Source organism: Methylovulum psychrotolerans (genome assembly GCF_002209385.1).
In the GTDB taxonomy this organism is placed as follows: Bacteria; Pseudomonadota; Gammaproteobacteria; order Methylococcales; family Methylomonadaceae; genus Methylovulum; species Methylovulum psychrotolerans.
The window spans coordinates 2,441,677-2,466,756 of the sequence record NZ_CP022129.1 but is presented as its reverse complement, the minus strand read 5'-3'; the positions used below and the strand labels follow the sequence as shown (position 1 = coordinate 2,466,756).

20 protein-coding genes and 1 rRNA gene are annotated in these 25,080 nt (G+C 50.5%); 8 read left to right on the top strand and 13 right to left on the bottom strand.

Annotation, left to right across the window (positions count from 1 at the left end; genetic code table 11):
- Positions 1-410: 410 nt before the first annotated feature.
- Positions 411-1,211, bottom strand: a complete 801-nt coding sequence (locus CEK71_RS11200; RefSeq protein WP_157679151.1) for a 4'-phosphopantetheinyl transferase family protein — start codon at positions 1,209-1,211, stop codon at positions 411-413.
- Positions 1,212-1,520: 309 nt separating this feature from the next.
- Here CEK71_RS11200 and CEK71_RS22605 point away from each other — a divergent pair, with 309 nt between their 5' ends.
- Together CEK71_RS22605 and CEK71_RS11195 are read left to right on the top strand one after the other, a co-directional pair.
- A complete protein-coding gene (locus tag CEK71_RS22605) occupies positions 1,521-1,706 on the top strand; it encodes a hypothetical protein (protein ID WP_157679148.1) in 186 nt (61 codons plus the stop codon).
- 186 nt (positions 1,707-1,892) lie between these two features.
- A complete protein-coding gene (locus CEK71_RS11195; protein ID WP_088619462.1) occupies positions 1,893-2,123 on the top strand; it encodes a hypothetical protein in 231 nt (76 codons plus the stop codon).
- A gap of 176 nt (positions 2,124-2,299) precedes the next feature.
- Here CEK71_RS11195 and shc read toward each other — a convergent pair whose 3' ends face one another.
- The 5 genes from shc to CEK71_RS11165 all read right to left on the bottom strand — a co-directional run bounded on the left by shc (position 2,300) and on the right by CEK71_RS11165 (position 7,105).
- A complete protein-coding gene (shc, locus tag CEK71_RS11190) occupies positions 2,300-4,273 on the bottom strand; it encodes a squalene--hopene cyclase (RefSeq protein WP_088619461.1) in 1,974 nt (657 codons plus the stop codon).
- 639 nt (positions 4,274-4,912) lie between these two features.
- On the bottom strand, positions 4,913-5,320 hold the full coding sequence (locus CEK71_RS11180) for a hypothetical protein (protein ID WP_088619460.1): 408 nt from the start codon (positions 5,318-5,320) through the stop codon (positions 4,913-4,915).
- Positions 5,317-5,751, bottom strand: coding sequence for a phage holin family protein (locus tag CEK71_RS11175; RefSeq protein ID WP_088619459.1), 435 nt, complete (start codon positions 5,749-5,751; stop codon positions 5,317-5,319). The genes CEK71_RS11180 and CEK71_RS11175 overlap by 4 nt, the downstream gene beginning before the upstream one ends.
- A 21-nt stretch (positions 5,752-5,772) precedes the next feature.
- Positions 5,773-6,630 carry an ice-binding family protein gene (locus CEK71_RS11170; RefSeq protein ID WP_088619458.1) on the bottom strand — a complete coding sequence of 286 codons (858 nt, stop codon included), beginning with the start codon at positions 6,628-6,630 and terminating at the stop codon, positions 5,773-5,775.
- A gap of 244 nt (positions 6,631-6,874) precedes the next feature.
- Positions 6,875-7,105 (bottom strand): DUF883 family protein, encoded by a 231-nt coding sequence (locus tag CEK71_RS11165; RefSeq protein ID WP_088619457.1) that lies wholly within the window; start codon positions 7,103-7,105, stop codon positions 6,875-6,877.
- 970 nt (positions 7,106-8,075) lie between these two features.
- On the opposite strand from CEK71_RS11165, the gene CEK71_RS11160 reads away from it, so the two are divergent.
- Positions 8,076-9,134 (top strand): OmpA family protein, encoded by a 1,059-nt coding sequence (locus CEK71_RS11160; protein WP_088619456.1) that lies wholly within the window; start codon positions 8,076-8,078, stop codon positions 9,132-9,134.
- Positions 9,135-9,334: 200 nt separating this feature from the next.
- On the opposite strand, the gene CEK71_RS11155 is transcribed toward CEK71_RS11160, so the two are convergent.
- Positions 9,335-10,456 (bottom strand): replication initiation protein, encoded by a 1,122-nt coding sequence (locus CEK71_RS11155; protein WP_088619455.1) that lies wholly within the window; start codon positions 10,454-10,456, stop codon positions 9,335-9,337.
- 611 nt (positions 10,457-11,067) lie between these two features.
- On the opposite strand from CEK71_RS11155, the gene rrf reads away from it, so the two are divergent.
- The 4 genes from rrf (at position 11,068) to CEK71_RS11135 (ending at position 18,503) form a co-directional block, all read left to right on the top strand.
- Positions 11,068-11,183 (top strand): 5S ribosomal RNA (gene rrf, locus CEK71_RS11150).
- Positions 11,184-11,525: 342 nt separating this feature from the next.
- On the top strand, positions 11,526-15,476 hold the full coding sequence (locus CEK71_RS11145) for a two-partner secretion domain-containing protein (protein ID WP_157679145.1): 3,951 nt from the start codon (positions 11,526-11,528) through the stop codon (positions 15,474-15,476).
- Between the two features lie 21 nt (positions 15,477-15,497).
- The gene (locus tag CEK71_RS11140; RefSeq protein WP_088619453.1) at positions 15,498-16,907 is read left to right on the top strand and encodes a FecR family protein; all 1,410 of its coding nucleotides are present in this window, start codon (positions 15,498-15,500) and stop codon (positions 16,905-16,907) included.
- A 36-nt stretch (positions 16,908-16,943) separates the two neighbouring features.
- Positions 16,944-18,503, top strand: coding sequence for a ShlB/FhaC/HecB family hemolysin secretion/activation protein (locus CEK71_RS11135; RefSeq protein ID WP_088619452.1), 1,560 nt, complete (start codon positions 16,944-16,946; stop codon positions 18,501-18,503).
- Between the two features lie 216 nt (positions 18,504-18,719).
- On the opposite strand, the gene CEK71_RS11130 is transcribed toward CEK71_RS11135, so the two are convergent.
- From CEK71_RS11130 to CEK71_RS11115, 4 genes are all read right to left on the bottom strand, one after another.
- Positions 18,720-19,184, bottom strand: coding sequence for a cyclic nucleotide-binding domain-containing protein (locus CEK71_RS11130; RefSeq protein WP_088619451.1), 465 nt, complete (start codon positions 19,182-19,184; stop codon positions 18,720-18,722).
- A gap of 210 nt (positions 19,185-19,394) precedes the next feature.
- Positions 19,395-19,658 (bottom strand): PIN domain-containing protein, encoded by a 264-nt coding sequence (locus CEK71_RS11125; protein WP_198328558.1) that lies wholly within the window; start codon positions 19,656-19,658, stop codon positions 19,395-19,397.
- 115 nt (positions 19,659-19,773) lie between these two features.
- Complete coding sequence (locus CEK71_RS11120) at positions 19,774-19,992, bottom strand: hypothetical protein (RefSeq protein ID WP_088619450.1); 219 nt, start codon at positions 19,990-19,992, stop codon at positions 19,774-19,776.
- 86 nt (positions 19,993-20,078) lie between these two features.
- On the bottom strand, positions 20,079-21,752 hold the full coding sequence (locus tag CEK71_RS11115; RefSeq protein ID WP_088619449.1) for a formate--tetrahydrofolate ligase: 1,674 nt from the start codon (positions 21,750-21,752) through the stop codon (positions 20,079-20,081).
- Between the two features lie 178 nt (positions 21,753-21,930).
- Here CEK71_RS11115 and erpA point away from each other — a divergent pair, with 178 nt between their 5' ends.
- On the top strand, positions 21,931-22,326 hold the full coding sequence (gene erpA / locus CEK71_RS11110) for an iron-sulfur cluster insertion protein ErpA (protein ID WP_428839015.1): 396 nt from the start codon (positions 21,931-21,933) through the stop codon (positions 22,324-22,326).
- Between the two features lie 42 nt (positions 22,327-22,368).
- Here the strand turns inward: erpA and CEK71_RS11105 are convergent, their stop codons facing one another.
- Together CEK71_RS11105 and CEK71_RS11100 are read right to left on the bottom strand one after the other, a co-directional pair.
- The gene (locus CEK71_RS11105; RefSeq protein WP_088619447.1) at positions 22,369-23,478 is read right to left on the bottom strand and encodes an anhydro-N-acetylmuramic acid kinase; all 1,110 of its coding nucleotides are present in this window, start codon (positions 23,476-23,478) and stop codon (positions 22,369-22,371) included.
- Positions 23,478-25,067, bottom strand: a complete 1,590-nt coding sequence (locus CEK71_RS11100; protein ID WP_232463810.1) for a M23 family metallopeptidase — start codon at positions 25,065-25,067, stop codon at positions 23,478-23,480. The genes CEK71_RS11105 and CEK71_RS11100 overlap by 1 nt, the downstream gene beginning before the upstream one ends.
- Positions 25,068-25,080 lie beyond the last annotated feature (13 nt).

The following is a 25,080-nucleotide window of genomic DNA, read 5'->3' as shown; positions in this document are numbered from 1 at the left end:
AAAATAAATTGTAATTCAAACAGATAAAATAAAGGCTCTATTTTTTCTACAGTGAGAACCATTAATATTACGGTTCAAAAATGGGCTTGGCACTTATTGAAATGGTGCAAAAACACCTAATCGGTGCATAAGTTGATGAAAATGGGACGCTAGATGTTGCGGCGTAACACCAAACCATCGGGCATTTTATAGCATCCATGCAACACACCTTAGCCGTGACGGGACGCAGCGCGTCCCATCTGCATTCCCATTTATGCCTCTGAGGGTACGCAGCGCGTCACTGCCATTAAGTTAAGAAATTGTACTTATAATTTCAACAAGATAGGATTAACTTACGACATTCTTAATCTCTATACTGTTGAAATACAAAGCATAATCCATTAACTTAATGGCAGGGCTAGCACCTATGCTTAGGCAAGGGAGTGATTATTGGAAGAAGCCAGCATAGCGGATATCGGCAGCGGCAAGCGGCTTTGCAAGGGCACCACTTTACAGGCGGACAATCGGAAGCCGTTATGGGGCGGCGCATTAACGGCCACCGCCGCGATATGCTGCGGTGACGGGTATAACCGCCAAAACTGCCAATGGTCGGGATTATCCTGCATACCCGGTTCAAAAGCAATTTGTACCCGTTGTTGTTCTGGCATTATGAAGCTGAATTGGTCTAAGGGTAATGATAGGCCCATGCCCCTCGCTTTGATATACGCTTCTTTTAATGTCCAATATTCAAAAAAACGTTGCGGCTTTTGGTGTTCAGGGATTTGCTTGAGCCCGGCAATTTCTGCTTTGGCAAAATAATGTTCGGCGATATTCAGACTAGCACGGTCTTTGGCCTTATGTTCTACATCCACACCCACATCATGCGTTAAGGCAATCCCGCACATAATCAGGCCATCGGTGTGCGATAGGTTAAAGCGGATAGGCAAACCCGTTTGGTTCTGGCTCTGGGCGATTTCGGGCTTGCCATAGGCGTTGAAGTCAAAACGCCAAGCCTTAGGTTCAATATCCCTATAACATGACAGCGTGGTGCGCAACAATGCCCGCGTGATGAGATATTGCTGCCGATGCCGGGCAAAATGAAACCGTTGCCAGCGGTTTTGCTCTTCATCATTGAGCAGGTCGGCATAACTTAACAGCAATGCCTGATCATTTATTTCGTCAGGATAAGCAAACCACAGGTGGATGCCGTCTTTTTCGAGAGATAGTGCCATAGGTTCATTAAAAAAGGCCGATAAATAACACACTTAAGGCAGGTATAGCCAAGGTGTCCGTGTGCCGTTGACTGTCTTTTAGATGCTATCCTTAGCACAATAAACCCAACCGCCATACAAGGATAGGCGCATAAAAACGTCATAAGGAAAAAAAGCGCTTTTTTGCTGATTTTATCAAAAGCGAAAAAGTGTAACAACTTGTTACACTTTTTCGGAGGCATCCTTATTGCCCTAGCAGATGGAATTGGAATGGCTGCATGTTCATAGTCAGTTCTCTCGGACAAGTTGATAAGACGCTAGGAAGGATTTATGTTGATCAAGCACTTACCCAACTTATCAGTCGGCATGGATAAGAAAACCTTACCATTTTTCTCTCTGCCCCACGTCCATACACAACACCTGTTGTGTGGTCACGTCCAGCAAGCCTATTGCCTGTGCGGCCTGCCCGTGCGGGCAAGATGCCCGCGTTCCAAACAGGCAACGGCCTCACGCTAAGGTTTGCCGAGGTTATTTATGCACATTCCTAAGTGGTGTTAAGCAGGTGCATACCTGCTTATGTGTGCCAACGAACGGAATTGCCGGGGAGAAAAGTTTATGCTTTCTACGCTCAAAGCAAACCGCTTAGGTGCGGTCTGACGCTTTGCAAGCATTTTTATTACTCTTTTCGCTTAAGGATTTTCTATGAACCGATTGATGATACTCTCTGCCCTGCTGGCCGTATTAGGCCTTACTGCTTGTGACCAACCTACTGTCGTCAATGTCCCGGCAGGTCCTGCCGGTCCTGCTGGCGCTAAGGGGGCAACAGGCAACCAAGGCGATACCGGTGCTCAAGGCAATACGGGCAATAAAGGCGAAGCCGGCAAACCAGGTGACAGCACTACGGTGATTGTCACACCGCCAGCCCAGCCTTAGGTTATTTCTTACGGGGAATCAAAGGCCGCTGTTTGATTCCTCGCCCTTCAAACTGGCCTTAACGCCGGCTAAGGAATGGGTAGGAAAGCATTCAGGTACACCTTAAACGGTACAGATCTTGGGAGCGCGGGCATCTTGCCCGCACTCCCAAGAGAAAGTCGCCTCACAATTATGCATCAATGGGTTAGGGCGGCAATTTGGCTGTTCCGGTAACGTGCCAATGCCCACAGTGGAAAATAAGTGTTATAGCCATGATATTTCAGGTAGAAAACCTTGGGGAACCCAGGCGCGTTGGCATTATCATCGTGCCAAACCCCATCAGCCTGTTGGGTTTTCAGTAAATACCCCACGCCTGCGGCAACTTCCGCGCCCGTGGTTTCCCCTGCGGCCAGCAAGGCCAAAATTGCCAGCGAGGTATGGAATGCCGTACTGGCGGAAAATTCTCCGCGTAGTTTGGTATGCTCATAGCTGCGGTTATCCTCACCCCAGCCCCCATCGTCACGTTGCTTTAATTTTAGCCAAGCAACGGCTCTGCGGACGCTAGGGTCACTGGCTTGTATTCCGACACTGGCAAAGCCTGTCAACACCGACCAAGTGCCATAGATATAATTCGTGCCCCAACGGCCAAACCAACTGCCGTCGGCTTCCTGCGCTTTGCGTAAAAATACAAGGCAGCGGTCAATCACGCCACGGTATTGCGGGTATTGCCGGACTTGCTTGCCCAGCAGCAACAGGCAGCGGGCGCTGACATCGGCGGTGGGCGGGTCGATCAAGGCACCGTGGTCGGCAAACGGGATATGATTGAGATAAAAATGGCCGTTGTCCGCATCAAACGCCCCATAGCCGCCATTGCGTGATTGCATGCCGGCTATCCATAGCCCGGCCCGGTCGATATGGCCCTTAAAAGCCGGGTCTTCACTTTGTATCAAGGCTAAAGCCGCGACCGCCGTATCATCGACATCGGGATAATAACTGTTGCCGAACTGGAAAGCCCAACCGCCCCCCGGCAAATCAGGCCGCTGACGTCGCCAGTCACCCGCTTCATCACCCAGTTGTTTGCTGGCCAGCCAAGACAATGCCGACGTGAGGCTATACTGGGTCGCTTGGTGCGGGCCATAGCGGGCCAGTTCCTGTAAGACTAAAACCGCCAATCCGGTATCCCAGACGGGGGAGACACAAGGTTGGCAGTAAGCGTCATCCTCTTTAATGACCAACAAGCGGTCAATGGCGGCTTTGGCCATGCGCCGCTGTGCGTCGTCGGCGGGAACCCCTAAATAATCCATCACTTCATAGGCGTTGACCATCGCCGTGAAAATGCCGCCCAAACCATCATAGCCATTTAAGCGTTCCATAAACCAAGCGAGGGCTTTAGCGGTGGCCCGGCGACGGACAAAGTGGGGGATTAACGGCTCCAACTGCCGCCCGATCAGGTCTAACGCCAAAATGGCTTTTCCTAACGGTGTTTTAATCAGGGAGAAATAGTGTTTTTCTTGCTCTGGCGGCGTGATAAAAAGCTCGGCGACGCTGATGTTATGGGGGTTACGCGCTTGGACTTTATAGGTGCAGAGAATGAACAAAGGCACCATGACGGTACGCGACCAGTAGGCCACTTTGTCCAAGTGGAAAGGGAACCATCTGGGCAGCAGCATGATTTCCACGGGCATGAAAGGTACGCCACGCCAAGGCAACTGGCCATACATCGCCAGCAGAATGCGGGTGAAGACATTGGCCCGCGCCGCGCCGCCTTGCGCTAATATCCACTCGCGGGCTTTGACCAAATGGGCGGCTTGGTCTGTATCGCCCGCCATTTTTAGCGCGTAATAGGCTTTGATGGTACAGCTAAGGTCACCCGATCCGCCGTTAAACAGCGGATAACTGCCGTCACCATTTTGGTGCCGGCGCAGGAAATTGGCAATTTTAGCTTGGAGCGGCCCGTCTATTTCATTGACGAAGTGCATCATCAATATGTATTCGGCGGGAATCGTGCAATCGGCTTCCAGCTCAAACACCCAATAACCCTCCTCCTGTTGTAACGCCAGCAGTGGCCCCCTAGCATGGGCAATCGCTTGGTCTAGCCGTGTGGGGTGATGGCCTTGGCTGTCGGGGGCGGCAGAATCCGCAGACGAAGATGATGTGGTATCTCTAAACATAATGGGGTCTCTAATGGCTATATCGGGGTGCTTTGGCCTTTAAGCCCATCTTTGGCTAAGTATTAAGTCACCACAACAAGGCCTTCCGGCCTTGCCGTGCAGGCTTTGTCCGCTGTAAAGGCGGGGCTTATCGCCAGCCTCTGTGCCAGCCATAATTGGGATGATGCCAACCCCAACCTTGGCGGGGATGGTTTTGCCAAACATAACCGGGGCCAGGCCGTGGGTAAGCGGGTCTGACGTTGACTACGCCACCACCGCCACCAACGATAGCGCCACCACCAACGGGCGCCACTGCGCATCCGGCTAAAAATAAAGCCATAAAAATGGCTATGGGCATTGCTTTCATAGGGTATCTTCTTAAAAAGAGTTGTTGGGATAAAGCGCCGCGCTGTTGCCGTGCGGCAGTTTTAGAGGATTTGCGGGCGGTTCCCCTGCTTGCAGACAGATTATCGGCTTATCTTTAAAAAGTGTCTGTACGCTGGGATACATAAAAGCGTTGGGCTTAAACCCGATGATCGGGTGAAGCGACCGCCTAAAATAACGTCGGCATAACCGTACTTTAAAACGCGGGTTTTGCGGACAAGATGCCCCCGCCCCACTCCAAGCCCCCTACCCTTTAGCGTTTGCCGAAATGATTTCTTACCCATTCCAAGGTTGACGGGACGCTGGCAAGTGGTGGGCGGTTTTTGGTTTGGGCGGCTTCGGTTTGGCGGCTTTCATCAGCCAAACTAACGGCAAAGCCGTGTATAAGGTACGGATTGATGAAATCAGGCTCAGGGCGATTGTCAAAGGCGAACGGGTTGTGGTGCTTTTGTTATCGGGCTGGCCGCTTTTTACTGGGGGACGATAGGTTATCTCGCCAATAATGAAACCGATGCCGCTTGCCAAGAGCAAATTGGGTGGGGCGGCGAGCTGGCGTTTAATTTTTTGGCTGAGTATCGCGGTATCGTCGCTGATGCGCTTTTGACGGTGCGCCACCCGCCGTCCGCTGGCACGGATTTGTGCGGACAAGGACGGCGTTTGGCGGCGGTTAGGCAAAAAAATCATCGGGCGGCCTTGTTTAGATGTTGCTGGGCGGGTTTGGGTTGCAGGCTATGCACCAGTGCGGGCCATTGCAAAAAACGGCTTTTGCGGCGGATCACCCAAGCCAGCACCAGCGCCAGCAATAGGTTGACCATGACCGCCACTAATAACGCCCCACTGGCAGGCCAGCCCTGGCCGATTAACGCCAAGACCGCAGCGGCGAGGATGCCCAGCCACGCACCGAGCAACAATACCGCCAGCATTACGCCGGCTATCAGCATCACCACCAAGCTTTCGCCCGCCCGCCGGGTTTCTAAGGCGGCGAGGTGGAATTGTTCATAACCTAGACCCCGCCACTGGTACCATAAGGACTCAACGTCTTCCCAGATGCTGGCATCCTGCCGCGCCGCGCCACCAGATGCGGCCTGTCCTGATTTTACTGTGTCCGTATCCATTAAGTCTGCCGCCTTACTTTTTTACTCTTTGGCCAATACCGAACGCCTGCGCAATAACTTGCTGGCGCCGATAATGATCAGGGTTAGGGTCGGGGCTTCGGGGACACTCTGGCTACCGCTAAAGCCAATGCTCTGGTAGTCAACGTGGCCACTAGCGAAGTTTTCGGCGGCACAGTTGCTGGAAATGCGGTTGTCGCTCAACGTCACCGCCCCTGTTAACGCGAAGGTGCGCCCGCACAGGATTTCGGCGCGTGGCTCAAGGCTGACGCTGGCTTGGGCAATAAGATTGCCTGCAAAAAAGCTGTCCGCACCCAATGAAGCGGAACTGCCGACTTGCCAATAAACGCCGCTGAGTGCGCCGCCATTAATCACATTAACGGCGGAATGGCTTGAGGTCGTCAGGGTGCTGCCTATTTGAAACACAAAATCTGCATTGGGGTTGCCCAGAAAATCCAGCGTCAATATGCCGGCTAATTGGGCTGAGCTGTCAAAATGATAAACACCCGGAGTCAGGGTGAGGCCGCCGAGTTGGGGATTGCTGACATTATCGCCAGGCAGGCCCGCCAAAAAATGGTAGGCGTTGTCGGCATCGTTACGGGCCGCTAAAGAGAGGCTGCCTGGGCCATAGATCGCCCCGCCTGTCACAACACCCGGAGGAAAGCCTGTGATGGAGGACAGCACTGACGGGTCTGTCCCGACATTACCCCAAATTTTAGTTTGTGGGTTAGGGTCACTATGGGCATTGGTCACGCCCGCGAAGCCTAACACCGCGAAGCTTTGCGCCGCAGTCAAAATGGCTGCTGACGCAACCGAAGGGAAAGCATACAGTGCGCCGATTACTGCCCAGGACAGTAACGGTAAATAGTTGGGGTTTTTCATCACATTTTCCCGAAGCGGTTTTCGGTATCAAATTCCGGCAATGCGGCTAACCATCGCTTACATTCAGAAAGCGCCAAACCCGAAAAATATCGAGGTATGCCAAGCGGTAAGCGGCAAAAACCTCGTGCCCTTCGTTTTAACGCCGCTAAAGCGGGGTGGCGGACAGAATGCGGTTTACCAATACCTTATAGGTAACGTATTGGTAGGATTATTGGTTAGGAAAGGGCGTTAATTATGGTCAGACTTAACGGCCACTTAATAATCGGCTCAGTATAAAGCCTGCCGCTACGGCGATACCTATTGAGGCGACTGGGTTGGCGCGGACATAGCCGTGGCAATTGTCCATTAGGCGATGCTCGGCATCTTTCAGTTGTTCGCCTTTTTCGCCCAGTGCGTCAACCGCTTGGCTGGCGGCGGTGGCTATTTTGTCAACCGCTTCATGGGCGGAGGTAAAAGCGTTATCGATAGTTTCCATAAGGATTTCCTGGTTAATTAAGTCAATGGTTGGGTGTAGGCGAGCTTAAAGGGCACCAAACCGCCTTAGCGTAACGTAGCCGCTTAAGTGATTTTGACGGGGCCTTCCTGTGCATCCCCAAAGGCCGACGTACCGGAAGCGTACTCAAGCTCATGATAGGCGGCGTATTTGGCTGCACAAACTGAAAGCTACTGTAACGGCAAAATCCAGCAAAAACCGTTCGCTAACGCACATATAGCTAATCCAATATAATCCGATAAGGACTGCCCGTCCTTCAAGGACGTACAGTCCTTTCTGTCGCCTTTTTGGCATCATCAATTTATATCGTATTGGCTATAAGTAGTGGCGCATAAGTCTTTTAACATTTTTATCTCCGACTTGCCCTGGGCGAAGCCCCCGTTCCCTGAGCGAAGCCGAAGGGAGCGGGGGCTTCGCCCAGGAAACAAGCAGCGAGGTAAAATTTACAAATATTAAAAAATAGATGAACACCTACTTATCAGGCAACCCTCCCGCTGTTTGTTCTGGGCAAAGCCACTGACATTACGTCTGGGGATGCGGTAAATATCCCAATTAAGCCACATTTTTTGGTCATTTATTGTTGCGTAAACACGCCTAACACGGATTATCGTGGCCTATACACAACATAAGTTAGGCAAACCCCACAAATTTTTTGCCAAAACCCCCATTTATGTTCGCTAACGCACCGACCAAAGCCGTTGTTAGGCTTACGCTATGCCTTAAGATTTTTGATAACACCTCTTGTCCAAACGGTATTTTATGGCGGTGGCCAGACTCAATTTTCTTTAACAATACCGGCTCTACTTAAGTGTCGGGGGTGTGCTCTCTCAGAGTGGACATCAGCCAAAATGATTGCAAAAACGAAGCACGTTAAACCTGCGTCCTGAATTGGCGGCACTATGACAGCCTTTGTATGAATCGCCACTTTTTACTACACCTAAAGGAAATTATTATGTTGAAAAAAAGCTTGCTTACCATCGCTTCACTCACCAGCATGGGCTTTTTGCCGCTTGCACACGCTGCCGACCAACCTGTAGATAACCGTTGGTATCTTGCCCCATTTGGTACGTTTATCAAGACTGACAGCGACCGCCATTCCGATGACGGTTGGGGCGCAGGCCTAGGTTTGGGTAAAATGATCAACCAGCACATTAACTTGGAAATCAAGGGTTTTTACAATGAGCTTGATCGTGACCGCACGCGTAAAGATTGGGAATTGGCGGGCGGTACAGTCGATTTGGAGTATTTCTTTTCCCGCCAAAGATTGGCGCCTTATGCAGTGGTTGCCGCAGGTGGCATGAACACCTATCTTGGTGGCCGTAACGCCATAGGCTTTATTGCCGAAGCGGGTTTAGGTTTGACTTATGCCGTGACCGACAACTTCCTGCTGCGCAGTGATGTCCGCTACCGCTATGATAACAACCAGACCCATGTCCAACGCGGCACGACCGAATTCAACGACATGACAGTCAATGTCGGTTTTGTTATCCCGTTTGGCGCCAAACCGACTTATGTCGCACGGGCCGAAACCCCCGTCGCCGATGCGCCTATGGCTGTAGCCGCCCCAGATTGCAGCACCTTGGATGACGACCACGACGGTGTCAACAATTGCGTAGACCGTTGCTTAAGAACTCCAGAAAGCAGCGCTGTCGATAATGCAGGTTGCCCGGTCAAATTGGTGCTCAAAGGCGAACATTTCATGTTTGACTCCGCCGAGTTGACTCCGAATGCCAAAGAACTTCTTAACGGCGTTGCCGAAAGCTTGTCTGCTTACCCGCAGAAAAACGATATTGAAGTCCAAGGCCACACCAGCAGCGAAGGCAGCAATGCGTACAATATGAAATTGTCACAACGCCGTGCCGCCTCCGTGGTTGAATACCTCAGAGCCAAAGGGGTCAGAAACCGTTTAAGAGCAACAGGTTATGGCGAAGACCATCCGATTGCCGATAACGCCACTGAAGCAGGAAAATCCGAAAACCGTCGGGTTGAACTGATTTGGATTGAAAATTGATTATTGTTTAAAGTTTGCCCCCCTTGCCGCCTTCCATCGTTAGGCGGCTCAAACCCGCTTTTATAGCGGGTTTTTTTTGTTTAAAAACTGATGTTACGCACCCCATCCCAAAAAGTGTATCTGGCTAAGCCATTTCGCTGGACTTATATTGGGAAGCCTTTAGTTTTGTAAATTATCCGATCTATTTCGAGAGCTGTGTACTAGTTAATAGCTGGGCCATAATTCTCCATTTGCTTTCTATACATAAAATCGTCATATTGTTCCCTACTCACAAATCCATTTCGTTCCCATACTTCCATTGGTTTCTTTTTAGGTAATGCCTGCTGTTCCAAATCCCAATCATGCCCCCAATCCGCCTTAAGCGCATTATTTAAAAACCCGGCGTAAGATTTATCTGCCTTAGCGTTGCTATACAAAATATTGCGCTTGACGTAGTCAAAACCATGCCTTTTGCTAAAAATCTCTAACGCCGTATGTACCGTTTTTTTATTTCGGTGCTGCTCAGAAATAAGCGACAATAAGTCTTGAACTGAAGGGTCAGAGAACCTGTTAACAGAACTAAGTTCAAGGGTAAGATAGCTAACCTCATTAACTGCCGACATGTCATCACTAGGCAATAATGGAATCGCTGGGTTTTTGGTAGATATTCGGAAACGTATCGCTCCGACACGGCGACCGTACTTAATTTCATCAAACTCAAACATTAAATCTGCTTTCTCTGCGAGTTCTTTTTGTGTAGGCAAAAGGATATTAATTTTAAAATTCTTGTATTCCACATGTAAATCTTTTCTTACTCCCAAGATATCCCGCAACGACTCCATTTCAACTTCCCGCACCTTCAACTTCTCGTATTGCTTGAGCAAGGTATAAACTCGCATGGTATACTGGCTTTTAAAACTCAACAGCATCGTTAACTTGCAACTAGTGAAACTGGATTTCAGTTGTAAGAGATAAGGCTTAAGCAAAGGATCAAAAGTCAAATTAACTACACCTGAGCCGTCAATATATTCAGCGGACGACATCCAGCCAATTTGCAATAATCTGCCTTCTTCCCTAATATGCAATACTCTAGTCAATAATTTTGCTGTTATTTTTTTACACTCTGCATACGCCGAATCTCTAGATATCCCCAAAAACTCAGCAAAATCACTGACACTGACACGATAAGGTTTAAAATCTGCATCATCAGGCTGAATTCTAGAAATCATAGTCAACACTAAACGCTGTTCGCCTAAAGGCAGGTTATACCTAACCTCAACCAATTCATTTGCTTGTGTGACGATTAAAGAATTTGGTAGTGGTTTTTGTTTTTTCCTAGCCATAATCTAATAACTTATTGTTTGTTAAAATAAAAGTAACAGGAAATTTCACAGGTTTAAATTTAACCATTTGATATATAAATCAATTTTATAAAAAATAGCACAGCTTTTTGCAAAAAAACGCGAAAGGCTTGAAATTTGTTGTGAAACCAGTAAATATCACAATCAAACCAGCAAAAAAGCCACTATAAATCCGAATTTCTGGCAGTTTACAACAAATTCCAAGCCTTTCACAACAAATTCCAAGCCTTTACATCTGTAATGTATTGACTTTAAAAGAAAAAAAGCCTCCGAAAACATTAAAACAGATAAAACAATTAAAACAACTACAACAACTGATCTCACCAAAAGTCGGATATTAACGGCAGCTTCGGCAAAAATCATCTCTTAATACTCGATCATCAAGTTTTTAATATTAGAATAAGCAACTTAGCCACTAGATATTGGATTAGTATTTTAATTAAGTAAAAACAACAAGCTGCAATGGAATCCGTCCCCCTCCCCTGATGGGTGTATGGACGTGGGACATAGGTAACACATGTTCGGGGACATGGGTGACGGTTTTTTCGGGTTATTGTGGGGCCTTTAGGTCAATAAAGGCAATCCCCGAATTGCTTGGTGACCATAGCGAGCGTGAACCACCCGACCCCATCCCGAACTCGGAAGTGAAACCGCTTAGCGCCGATGATAGTGTGGCAGTTTGCCATGCGAAAGTAGGGAATCGCCAAGCTCCCAAAATGAAGACCCCGGCCTTTTTAAGGCCGGGGTTTTTTTTTGCCTGTGGAATGGCTATTTTTGCTTGGGTAAAATAATTGCCCAATTAGGTAAAATTTGATATTTTCTCATTAGAAATTGTTGGATAATGAATATCTTGCCTTGGCCTGGCCGGCAAAATAGTAGTCTGACATTTAACTACTTGTGCGTTTGCACACAAACTTATAAGCCACAGCAACTGGCTACGGGGATGCTAAACAGGGTCTTTTCTCATGTTTGAAAAATAGGCCTGTGTTCTGCGTATCGCTTATCTTATTGATGATCAGTTAGTCATTGCAACTTTTTCCAGGAGATCAGCTTGAAATCCATTCGGCAACCGTTAAAGCACGGCAAAACAGTATTTGGCACTTGGCTTTCTGTCCGCCAAATAGTGAATTTGGCGGTCTTGGCCGCCCTGTCTCCGCTGACCTTATATGCGAACCCGGATGGTGCGCACATTATCAGCGGCCATGTCGGAATCGACACTTCCACGCCTGGCGTGACTACCGTCACGAATAGTCCTAATGCGATTATCCAGTGGCAAAATTTTAATATTGCCCAGGATGAAATCGCCCGATTTATCCAACAAAACAGTCAAAGCGCGGTACTTAACCGGATTATCGGCGAAAACCCCAGTCAAATTTTGGGACAATTGGTTTCTAACGGCAAAGTGTTGTTGATTAACCCAAACGGCATTGTGTTTGGTGCCGATTCGGTCATTGATACCCAAGGCTTGGTCGCCTCTAGCCTAAATTTAAGTGATGAGGATTTTTTAAAGGGTAATTATCATTTTATGGCCGGGTCAAGTGCAGGGGCTATCGTCAACGAAGGTTTGATCCGTGCGGGTAAGGATGGCAATATTATTTTGATAGCCCCATCGATCACTAATAATGGCATTATCAAAAGCGAAGGTGGGCAAATTACCTTGGCGGCTGGGCAAGAGCTGATTTTGACTAATCTGGATGACCCGGATATTCGTTTTGAGATCCAAGCGCCGGCTGATACCGTGTTAAATTTGGGCAAGTTACTGACGGAAGGTGGGGCGGTTAATGTTTTTGCCAGCACGATCAAGCATCAAGGTGAAATCAATGTCGATAGTGTCGAAGTTGATAGTCAAGGCCATGTCAGATTAGTTGCCCAACAAGACATTACGTTGGCCGAAAACAGTAAGGTGTCGGCAAATAATAGCCATGGCGATGCGGGTACGGTGTTGCTTGAAAGCAAGACAGGCAGTGTGACGGTTGCCGGAACCGTACAGGCTGACGCGGTGGCGGGTAAAGGCGGTACGGTACAGATTTTAGGCGAACAAGTTGCCCTATTGACTAAAGCGCGGGTAGATGCGGGCGGTGGCCAGAGTGGCGGCGAGGTTTTGGTTGGAGGTGACCGGCAAGGCAAAAATGCGCAAGTCCATAATGCCCAAGCTACGTTTGTGGCGGCGGATGCCCAGATTCACGCTGATGCCAAGACTCAGGGCGATGGTGGTAAGGTGGTTGTTTGGGCGGATAAAACCACCCGTGCTTATGGGCAGATTTCCGCTAAAGGCGGTAGTCAGGGCGGTAATGGCGGTTTTGTCGAGACATCAGGGCATTTTTTGGATGCGTCAGGCATTCAGGTTGATGCTTCAGCCGCGCACGGCAAAGGGGGGCAATGGTTGCTGGATCCCAGCAACATTACTATTCAGCAACGTGGTACCGATACCCATCTGAAAGATGGCCCAAATTGGACAAACGATGGTGGCGAGGGTTGGCTAACTACCGGCAGTGTGGAAGCGGCGCTGAATGCGGGCACGTCGGTTAAGGTGATGACCGGGACTGACGGTAGCCAAGACGGCAATATCACGGTATTGAACCAAATCATTAAAAGTGCGGGCGGGGCAGCGACGCTGACCTTAGAAGCCCATAATGACATTATTATTGATGCGGCGATAAGGGTAGCTAAAGGCAGCGACAGTGGGGCATTAAGTGTTTGGTTGACACCGGATTCGGACAGTTCGGGCGAGGGTAGTGCGGCGGTCAACCAGCTCATCGACTTAAATGGCGGTACATTGACCTTTGACGGTAATGGTATTATCAATGGCGACCATACTGGCGTGTTAAGTAATGCCGATTTGGCTATCGTTAAAGGCGCGGTGCAAGCCGATGGCCTGTTGGTTTCGGTAGGGGCGGTGACTGTTGGGCAAGGCACGACATTAACCCTGAATCACGGCGCGATTATTGGTACGCTCAGCAATAGCGGCACGCTGAATAATAATGCGTATTTGGGTATGGAGACTTTGAACCTGTACAGTGGTGCGGTATTACAGGGCAGCGGTGTTGTCGATGTGACGCAGGCCTTTAATTTTTATGCAGGCGCAAGTTTAGCGGGGACTGGCACTTTGGTGACGGAGGCCAAGACCACCACGACGCTTAAAGATTCGGGTACACTGACGCTGGCTAAGCAATGGAATAATAAAGGCACTGTGGTTTGGCAGCAAGCGTTGACGCTAACGGGTAGCGGCACGTTTAACAATTTTTCCGGTGGGGTCATTAACATGGCTACCGACGGGGCTGGCGAAATCGCCACTACGGTTTTTAATAATGATGGTGCTGTTAATCTGTCCGGTGGCGGAAGCTTAACAATAACGGCGGCCAGTGGTCATAGCGATACCGGCAGCTATGTGGTGGATAGCGGTTCGGCGCTGTATTTTTCAAGCCAAAACCGTACATTTGGCACCGGGGCTTCGGTGACGGCTGATGCGGCTAAAGTGGTGTTTACCGATGGCGGTGAGTATCGCTTTGTCTCTGGGTCGCATTATCAGGCGGCTGAGACTGATATTGACGGGGCATCGCTGAGTTTTAAGACCGGCAGCACCTTGGTGCTGCCTATAGTCAGCATCAGCAATAATGCAAGCTTAACCAGTAAGGATGATGTTGAGATTAGCCAAAGCCTAGGGTTTTCTTCCGGGTATTTTTTGGGCAATGGTTTGTTAACGACCCAAGCAGGCTCTACCACTACCTTAGCGGATGGTTCGGCTGGGCTGTATAAAAATTGGGCCAATTACGGGCAAGTCAATTTTGGTGTGATAGCAGGGACTAAACCCCTTAATAATGGCTCGACACTGGCATCGGTCAAAAATTGGGATAACTATGGCACGATTGTCTGGCAAGGCGCAGCGGCGGATAACAATAGCTTAGCTAGCCAGATTATTTTAACTAACCAAGCCAGTGGCATCATTTCATTTACCGGTACGGGGGCGGGGAGTGTCCGGCAAATAACGTTAGGCCAGTTTAATAATAACGGCAGAGTAAATATTGCCGACGGCAGCGTCCAAATTACCAGTGACGGCGCTGACACCGGAAGTTATCATATAGCGGCGACCGGACAATTGCAGTTCCAAGACGGCACCCGCGTCTTTAAAGGGGCAAACATCAGTAGCGAGACACCGGTCAGTTTTAGCAATGATAAGGTTTTTGTTACGGGCAATACGGTACTGGATGCGCCAGAAACGGTGCTTGACGGCAGCACTTTTAATCTTTACAGCGCTTTGTCCTTAGGCAAATTGACCATGACAGGCGGATTGCTTGACAATACGGACAGTCTGACGACCAGTTCGCAGTTTTCTTGGTCGGGTGGGACGTTGGCAGGGGCTGGCCATTATCAGTTTGCTAACGGTTTTGCCTATAGTGGCGGCGTAATGGCGGCGACGGGTACGGTGCAGATTACCGATTATAGCGGCTTATTGACCTTGCCGGCGATGCCGTCCGTCAACCGCTTGACGGCTAAGTCTTCAGGGCAATTGCTGTTGACGGGCGATATTACGGCAAATGGGGGCGATAGCGCCATTGTCTTGGTTGCGGATACGCAGTTTATCAATGATGCGGGCGCGAAGCTGGCTACCCCGCATGGCCGCTGGCTAGTGTACAGCACTGCTCCGGACACTACGGTTTTGGGCGGTTTAATGGCTAAATTTAGCCATTATGGCTGTACATTCGGCAGTTTGTGCCGGGATGACGGCTTTAATGTTGCGGCGGCTATGGATAACGGCGTGCTTTATAGCGCGTCGGCGGTACTTCCTGACGGAACGGTAAGCCAAGAATCCGCCAAGGAACAAAATGAAACGCTGGTTTTGCTTGGTCCCTCACCATCGGGTAGCGTAGCTGGCGCTTTCGGGCCGGTGAGTTCAGGCCCCGTTGTGATAGCGACTGATGGGGAGGATGACGTAAATCTGGGCAACACCGCTATAGGCGCGGTAAGAGCCGCGGGCCATAAGCCGCAGAAACAATGTAATTAACCCGTTAGGCGAAAATTTCTTATGTATACCCCTATTTCCTTCACTATCAGGCGGCTAGGTTTTTGTTGCTGGCTGGGACTGAGCATTTCCGCCGCTATGGCTGACCCGAAAGTGGTCGGCAAAGTCAGTTTTTCGCGCGGCAGTAACGCCGCCCAGCAGCCAGGGGGTACGCCGAGGATTTTAGGTAACAATGCCGAAATTTTTGTCGGCGATAATATCCAAACAACTGAGCGTAGCTTCGTTATTATTGATTTTAATGATGGCGCTAAAGTGACTGTGCGCCCCAACAGCAATTTTAGTGTTGACCAATACGGCCAGCAGGCTGCCCACCCACAGGCGCAATTGACTTTGCATGAAGGTGGCTTGCAAACCCATACCGGAGCGCTTGCCAAACAAAATCCTGATGGCCTGCAAATTAAAACCCCCTTGGCGACAGTCAAAGCCCAGGAAGCGGATTATTCGCTACGGATTTGTGGCAAAGATTGCCAAGAAGAAAATAAGGCGGTACAAGATCAAGCCGAGCTAACTATTGTGGCGCGTATTGTTGATATTAAAGGCCAGGTATCCGCTAAAAACCTACAGGCGGGCGGCGGGGCGGCAGAGCGGCAATTGACCTTGGGCAGCCCACTTTACAGCAGTGATTCTGTGCAGAGCCAAGCCAATAGTTATGCGTTGATGGTGTTTCGTGACGGTGAGAAAATCACTTTACAGCCCAGCAGCACGCTGCGCATCGCCGAATACAGTTACCAGCGTCCAGGCCAACCTGACCATGCTTTATTCAGTTTGGCCGTGGGGGGCTTACGGGCATTGACGGGCAGTATCGGAAAAACGAATAAGGCGGCTTATGCGATTGATACGCCAGTCGGTACGATTGGTATCCGTGGCACGGGCTTTGACTTAAGCTGTATCGGCTCTTGCGTCAGTGCGTCGGCGGCCGATACGGATATGGACACGATCAGTGCCGGACAAGTCGACGGCCTTTATAGTCATGTTTGGCAAGGGGAAATTGTCGTTAAAAATACTCAAGGTGAACATGTCCTGACCGTGCCGGAAAACGGCTATATTGGCGGCCCAAACGGCGGGCTTTGGAAACTGCCCGAACTGCCCGCAACCTTGCCCGATAATCTGACCCCAAGGCCAGATAAAGATCATAGCGTTGTTGATAAGCTGTTTGTTAAGCCTTCCGAAGCTAAAGTGCCGACAGGGCTTTATGTGGATGTCCATGGTGGGCGGGTGAATTTGGAGCAGAACAATGCCCGCCATCTGGAGGTCGGCAAGGATCAAGTGGCTTACGCCGGATCGCCGGAGCGTATGGCGGTATTGCCAAAAGTGCAGCCATTCCAAGAAGATGACCCTTATTTAGAGGCGGGTGAACAAGATAATTCTGATGCCGATATGGCCGGAATCCCAGCGAATAGCTGTGATAAGTAATTTTCGGCAGTTTAACCCTTCTGCAAAAACGCATTTATGAAATTATTACTACCCACTTGTTTATCTTCAGCGTTGCTGGCCGCTGTGTGCTGTTTGTCCAGTGCCGTAACGTGGGCCGCCCCGCCGCCTGCTATCCGCTTTATGGTTAACCGCTTTAGTATCGAAGGTGCCGCACCGCTGACGGTGCAGGCGCTGGAGCGGTATTTTCAGCCCTTACAGCAACGCCAATACACCCTTAAAGAGTTGCAGGATGTCAGCAAAGGCTTGGAAGCTTTGTTGCGTGATGCGAATTTGCCGTTTTACAGCGTCATATTACCGCCACAAACGTTAGATGCAGGTACGGTTAAGTTTCTTATCAAACCTGTCGCTTTAGGCGAAGTCACGGTGCAAGGCAACCACTATTTCAGCAAAGACAATATTGTCGCCAGTTTGCCCAATCTGCAACAGGGCAAGCCGCCTGTGCCCGGCGATTTGTCGCAAGCGGTCAAAGTTGCCAATAAGCATCCTGCCAAGCAAGTCCAAGTCACTTTTAAGGCAGGGGCAAAAGCCGAGCAGGTGGATGCGAAAATTAATGTTAAAGACTTACGCCCGTATCAGGCGACTTTGAACTTAAACACTGTAGGGACTAAAAGCACGGGTAATTTTCGGCTGATCGGTGCGTTGCAGTACAGTAACCTGTGGGGCTTAGATCATATTGTTAACGCCAGTTACACGACCTCGCCCGACCATGCCGATACCGTCAAACAATACGGGGGCAGTTATAGCTTGCCGCTGTATGGCCTAAAAGGTTGGTTGAGCGCTTATTACGCCTATTCCAACGTCAATGCCGGGACAATCGCCAGTGATTTGACCGTGACCGGATCGGGGGAAATGTACGGTATCCACTACCAGCAATTTTTGCCAAAATGGGGGGCTTATGAGCAGTGGTTGGATATAGGTCTGGATAACCGCGATTTTGTCAGCGACATCCGTTTTCAGAATGTGCCTATCGGAACCCATGTCCGCAGTGTGCCTTTCAGCATCCAGTACAAGGCCGAATACCCGTGGCGTAATGCCCGGTTCGGTTATCAGGCGCAATGGGCGGGCAATACCCAATTAGGCGACCACAATAGCGCTACGGATTATACGGCGGTGCGTTCTGGGGCTTCGCCCGAATGGAATGTGTTGCGTTACGGCGCCAATATGGGCATTAATCTCCAGCAATGGCAGCTACAGACTATTTTTATCGCCCAATACACCAGCAATTCACTGATTTCCGGTGAGCAATTAGGCATAGGCGGCAGTTATGATATCCGTGGTTATCAGGAGCGGGAAACCAGTGCCGACCGGGGCGAAATTGTTAAAATTGAAGCGACTACCCCGACTTGGCAGCATGTCAATTTATTTGTGTTCTATGATTACGGGCATGGTGTGCTGCAAAGCTACACGCCTGGCCAGCGGCGGGATTGGTCGTTAAGCAGTGCGGGGGTCGGGGCGGCTTGGCAATGGCAGCAAAACCTCCAGGCCAAAGTGGCTTATGCCGATGCCCTAGATGATGCGGTGTCCACCCGCGCCGGTGATGGCCGTATCCATGCCAGTATTATCTTGCGGTATTGAGGTACGCATTAGCGGGTAACGCGGAGGGATAAGAAAGCTGTTTTAGCCCGTCCTATCCTTTAGCAGGCATAAAATAACATCGGCGCTTATCTGAGGCCGTTTTGAGTTGGGGATATTGTCATCCCAAAGGCGGCGGGCAAGATGCCCGCGCTCCGAGACCGTATTTGCCTAGGTTATTTCATGCCCATTGTTTAATCATAACGCCAATAGCCGTATTTATGATTTAGGTGTGTTGTGTTCGCTCAGATACAATTCCAGTACTGTTTTGGTGCGCAGGTTGTTTTGGCGGATGCGGATGACTAAATTCATAAATAGCTCACGCAACACAAAATAACCTTTCTCTGGATATTTTTCCATAAAGCTTAACATTTGTGAGCCGTCAACCTTGGCTATTTCACAAGCTGTCAGTGCCGTGACTTCGGCGCTGCGCGGTTCGCCGTCGAACATTGCCAGTTCGCCAAAAAAATCGCCTTTCGCCAAACGCGCCAAGCCCGGCAACACCCGGTCAACTTCGCCGCCGATGCAAGTGCTGATTTGTACTTGTCCGTCCAGAATAAAGTAGACATCTTGGCTGACTTCATTTTCTTTTAAAATAATGTCATCGGGTTGATATTTGACTTTGCTAAATTGCACTGACTCAATAAAATCGGGGTCATCAAGTAAAATCACTAAATTTATCATGGCGGTGTTAACTCGTAGAAAGTGAAAAAAAGGCTATTATTAGCAATCAGGGTGATTGGCTATTATGGGAGATTATAGACCATGTTAGCCATAATGGGTGTCGGAAAAAAACAATCGGTAACGTTAATGCGTCACAATGGCTTTCAGTGTTCGGAAAAATAGATGTGTTGTTAAGAGGATTCTGGCGGGTTCCGTTTAGGCTAAGTCTTTTTAGCGGATAAGCTGGACGGAAACACCAATATTCAACTGCTGCCAGATCTTATCTGCCGTTAAAACAGGTAAATTAAGATGAATTGCCAATGCTAAACAGGCCCTATCGCCTAAAGACAGTCCTTGAGTCTTAGTTTTTTGGCGTAAATCACCCGCTATATAAGCTTGCCGCCTATCAAAATCGATAAAAGATAGCCCTAATTCGGCTAATTCATCATCCAGATTATCAATATTGATGCCATGAGCAATTGCTTTTTCAATCACTTCTGCCCAATTTACGGTCGATATGGCGGCTTTGTTTAAAATGGCTGATTGGGTTAGTCAGCTCCTGGTTCTTCTTGTAGCCAAGCCAGCAAAGCCGACGCATCTAAAATACTGTTCATTCCTCTACCTTAGTCACTTCTATACGGCGTTCTGCAATCAATTCTTCCGCCAAACTAACCCCTTTGGGTATGCCTGCAAAGCGGTTTTTAATCGTTTGTAAGAGTTGTTTTTTGCTTTCGGTTAAAAGGGGAGGGGTAATATCCGTTGTTGACGTATCTTTATGATGAAGTTTAGTTTTTATGAAACTTGTTGTAAAAGAAGTCTGGTTACTCATTGCTATCACCTCAAAAGTTATTCCGATTATGCCCAAGCGGCGTATACCTACGCCGCTTGGGCTATCTTACTGAAAAATAGCCTTATTTAAAACAGCCCGGTAATCCTACCGTCATCATCAATGTCGATACGTTCGGCGGCAGGTACTTTCGGCAAACCCGGCATGGTCATCATATCGCCCGCAATGGCGACGATAAAGCCCGCGCCGTTGGCGAGCCGGACATCGCTGATTTCGACGGTATGCCCGGACGGTGCGCCTTTGCTGTTCGGATTGGTGGAAAACGACATTTGGGTTTTGGCCATACAAATCGGGAAAGTGCCGTAATCGGCTTGCCAAGCCGCCAATTGGGCTTTGACTTTGGCGTTGGCGGTGACATTTGCCGCCCCATACAGCTTGGTGGCGATGGCTTCGATTTTTTCCCATAAGCCTAATTCTGCATCGTAGACGAAGGTAAAAGCCGGCTCGCGGTTATCGACTATCTCAGTGATAGCCACCGCCAAGCTTTTCGCCCCGGCCCCGCCTTCCGCCCAATGCTTGGAAACCACGCAGGCCGCACCTAAGGCCGCACATTGGTTTTGCAGCAGGGCGATTTCGGCTTCGGTGTCGAAGGTGAAATGGTTGATGCAGACCACACAGGGCAGGCCGTAATGTTGGGTGATGTTGTGGTAATGGCGTGCCAGATTGGCAAAGCCTTGTTGCAGGGCGGCCAGATTTTCTTGGTTCAAGGTCTCTTTAGCTACGCCGCCATGGAATTTCAACGCCCTGACCGTTGCGACCAAGACCACGGCGGCAGGTTTCAAGCCGGACATGCGGCATTTGATGTCGATAAATTTTTCCGCCCCCAAATCCGCACCGAAGCCCGCTTCGGTAACGACGTAATCGGCCAGTTTTAAGGCGGTTTTGGTGGCGGTGACGGTGTTGCAACCGTGCGCGATATTGGCGAACGGGCCGCCGTGGATGATGGCGATATTGTTCTCTAAGGTTTGCACCAGATTCGGCTTGATCGCATCTTTTAATAAGGCCGCCATAGCGCCGTGGGCCTTCAGGTCACGCGCATAAACGGGGGTGGTGCGGTCGGATTTATAGCCGATGACGATACGCCCTAAGCGGGCTTTTAAATCGGCGCGGCTGGTCGCCAGGCATAAAATCGCCATCACTTCGGAAGCGACGACAATATCATAGCCATCTTCACGCAAATAGCCGTTGGCGGCTCCGCCCATGCCGACCACGATATGCCGTAGGGCGCGGTCGTTCATGTCTACTACCCGTTTCCATTGGATGCGGCGTGGGTCTATGTCCAGGGCATTGCCGTGGTTGATGTGGTTATCAATCAGCGCCGACAATAAGTTGTGCGCCACACCAATGGCGTGGAAATCGCCGGTAAAGTGCAGGTTAATGTCTTCCATCGGCACGACTTGCGCGTAGCCGCCGCCCGCCGCCCCGCCTTTAACCCCAAAACACGGCCCTAAAGACGGCTCACGCAGACACATAATGGTTTTTTTGCCGATGCGGTTCATGGCATCGCCCAAGCCGACGGTGGTGGTGGTTTTGCCTTCGCCGGCTGGAGTAGGGCTAATAGCGGTGACTAAAATCAATTTGCCGTCGGTGCGGTCTGTGAGGCTGTTGATGTATTCCAGCGAGATCTTCGCCTTGTAATGGCCGATGGGGTCAAGATGTTCGGCGGCTATGCCATAGTGTTGGTGGGCAAGGCCGATAATCGGCTGCATCTTAGCTTGTTGGGCGATTTCTATATCAGACATTCTTTATCCTGAGTGGTGGGGTGTATTGCACAAAGGGCACACAGCGGGGGGCTGATAAAGCCAAGCGGTTTACACGGCTTTGCTGGGTGGCCTGAGGCATTTTACCGGACATTTTAAACGCCTATTTTACTGCTTCTGAGCTAATCTGGGGGAATTTTTCCAAGCGGGCGGGTAATTGTTGACTAAACTACTGGGTATAGTCATAATCAGGGTTGGTTTTATTGATAGAGGATGTTTATTTATGGCTGATGCAATCATTTTTACCGACAGTGCCGCCAGCAAAGTCAGTGAATTAATCGCCGAAGAAGGTAACGATAACCTGAAGTTACGCGTGTATGTTTCAGGCGGCGGCTGTTCCGGTTTCCAATACGGTTTTACGTTTGATGAAGAAGTGAATGAAGACGATACCAGCGTCGTTAACGGCGGGGTGACGGTGCTGATCGATTCGATGAGCATCCAGTATTTGGCGGGGGCGCAAGTCGATTATAAAGAAGATTTGTCGGGTGCGCAGTTTGTGATCCGCAACCCCAACGCCACCACCACTTGCGGATGCGGGTCGTCGTTTTCTATGTAGTTTCCAAGCGCAGCAGATAACGTCATTAAGGGACGTTATCTGCTAGCAAGCCGGATAAATCCCGCCTAAGACCACCGCTTTATCGGCGCCGGTCACTTCTTTCAGGTTGCCTGGCAAACGCAGTTGGGTTTGCCGTGCCAACCATGCAAAGGCCATTGCTTCGACATGGTCGGGGTGGATGCCGAAAGCGGCGCTGGACTGTACCGGGCAGGGCAGTTGTTGCGCCAACAGTTCCAACAAATAACTATTATGCGCCCCGCCGCCGCAGACGATGGCTTGGCGGGTGGCGGGGGCGTAGTGTTGGATGGCGTCGGCTAGGGTTTGGGCGGTGAGTTGGCACAAGCTGGCTTGGATGTCTTCGGGGCGGTAGCCTGTAGGGTCTACCGACTGTTCCAGCCATGCCAAGGAGAAATACTCGCGCCCGGTGCTTTTCGGTGGCGGAAGTCGGAAATAGGGGTCGGTGCTTAAAGCCGCCAGCCAATCGGGTTGGATATGCCCTGTTCTTGCCCAAGCGCCATTTTGGTCATAGCGTTGGCCTTGGTGGTGCTCTATCCATTCGTCCATTAAGCCGTTGCCAGGACCTGTATCAAAACCGATGACCGGATCGTGGTTGTTGCCGGGTAAGAGGGTGATGTTGCCGATGCCGCCGATATTGATAATACAGCGCGGCTCGCCAGGGACACTGAACACGGCTTGATGGAATGCGGGTACTAGCGGCGCACCCTGGCCGTTAACGGCTAGGTCTCGGCGGCGAAAATCGGCGATGGTGGTTATGCCGGTGCGTTCGGCAATGACATTAGGGTCGCCGATTTGCAGGGTAAAGGGATAGTCGCCGTTGGGGGCATGGTAGACGGTTTGGCCGTGACTACCGATAGCTGTGATGGCGGCGGCGGGCAAACGGGCTTTGGCCAGTAAGGCGTTGACGGTTTCGGCAAACAGGCCACCGAGTTGCCGGTCAAGTGCGCCGTAAGTTTTGAGCGGGACGGCGGCATCGGCGGCGCTGATAGCGGCTATGGCGGCTTTTAGCGCCGCAGGGAAGGGCTGGTATTCAAACTCGACTAATCGGCTGTGGTTGCCGCTGAAATCGACCAGGGCGGCATCAATGCCGTCAATGCTGGTGCCGGAGATCAAGCCGATGTAATAGTCAGGCATTAGCGGTAGTTGGGTTGGTTTTTGGCAAATAAGGACTTGGCTTTGGCAGAATACAGTTGCGCGACGGCGACTTTGGTCTGGTCTTTAAAGTCACGCAAAGCATAGCCATTTAAGGCCATCTCATTGCGGGAGGCGCCGGAGCTGACGGTTTCGGGGTTGCGGTGGACACCGTCGACACGGAATTCATAATGTAGATGCGGCCCGGTCGCCAAGCCGGTTTGGCCGACATAACCGATCACATCGCCCTGGCTGACGCTATCGCCTTCTAACAGGGAGCGGCCAAAGTCGGACAAATGCGCATAGACGGTTTCAAAGTGTTCGCCATGTTGGAGGATGACGACTTGTCCGTAACCGCCTTTCCGGCCCATGAAGGTGACCGTGCCGTCACCTGCGGCTTTGACGGGCGTACCGATACGAGCGGCGTAATCGACCCCTTTATGGGCGCGGATGCGGTTAAGGATGGGGTGGCGGCGGTTGGCGTTAAAATGCGAGGTGATCCGCGCATAATCCACGGGCGTACTTAAGAAGGCCTTGCGCATGGCTTTGCCTTCGGGCGTGTAATAGTTGACGTTGCCGTCACGGTCTTGGTAGCGCACGGCGGTCATGACACGGCCTTCGGTGACAAATTCAGCGGCGATTATTTGTTCGCCGTCTGCGCCATCGCTTTCATAGAGGACGGTGAATTCGTCGCCGACATGTAGGTTGGTGGCGAAGTCGATATCCCACGCGAAAATATGCGTCAGTTGGTCGGTCAGCGCTTCCGATAAACCGGCTTCCATCCCAGCATCGGCCAATGACGAGGTGATCACGCCGTGGGTGGTGGTGTAGTCGTGCGGGCCGTTGTCTACCGGAGGAGCGTTGTCAATGTTTTCTGACGGCTGTTTGTTCGGTAGGAACGAATGGATACGGGTGTTGGTTTCGCTAGGTTCCGCGAAGCTGTTGTTGTTAAACGAGGCCTGCATTGCGCCATTCGCGGGCGCTAGCGGTTCAAGCGCGGCCATTTCGGCGGTTTCTGGCGTGGCTAATGGATTTTGGTCAACCCATTCGGCGGGTTGTGCCAATTGGCGTTGTGCATCATCATCTGCCTCGGTTTGGAGAAATTGGTTGTTTGAGGGGATGTGCGGGATAGTGACTAAAGGCGGCACTATGGCTTCCAGATGCCGGCGGCCTGCGTTCGGAGTTCTTCTGTGGTTGAACAGGCGTTTTTGCGTATAGGGTACATCACGCATGGCATGGCCACGCTTTAGTTGCGACAGCAGTGGCCGTAAGGTATGGGCGGCTTGCGGGCGCAAGAACGCGTGTTTGGCCGGTATCAGCGCGTGGCTGCTGGGGCGGAAAGCGGCGTGTTTTAGCGTGGCGCTATGCTGGGGCACACGGGCTTGGGCATGTTTAGTCGCCGCTGCACTGGCTGTAGGGCGTACTCGTGGCTCGCTTTGCTTAACCGCGATGACGCTATGCTTACGGCCTGGTTTGGCCACCGCTGCCGGGCTTTTTTTAGCACTGGCATGAGCGGGTTTGGCATAGCTAGACGTGCTTGCTATGACTAAACCGACACCTATCAACAATGAGGTATAAAATTTATTTTTCACGAAACGTTACGTT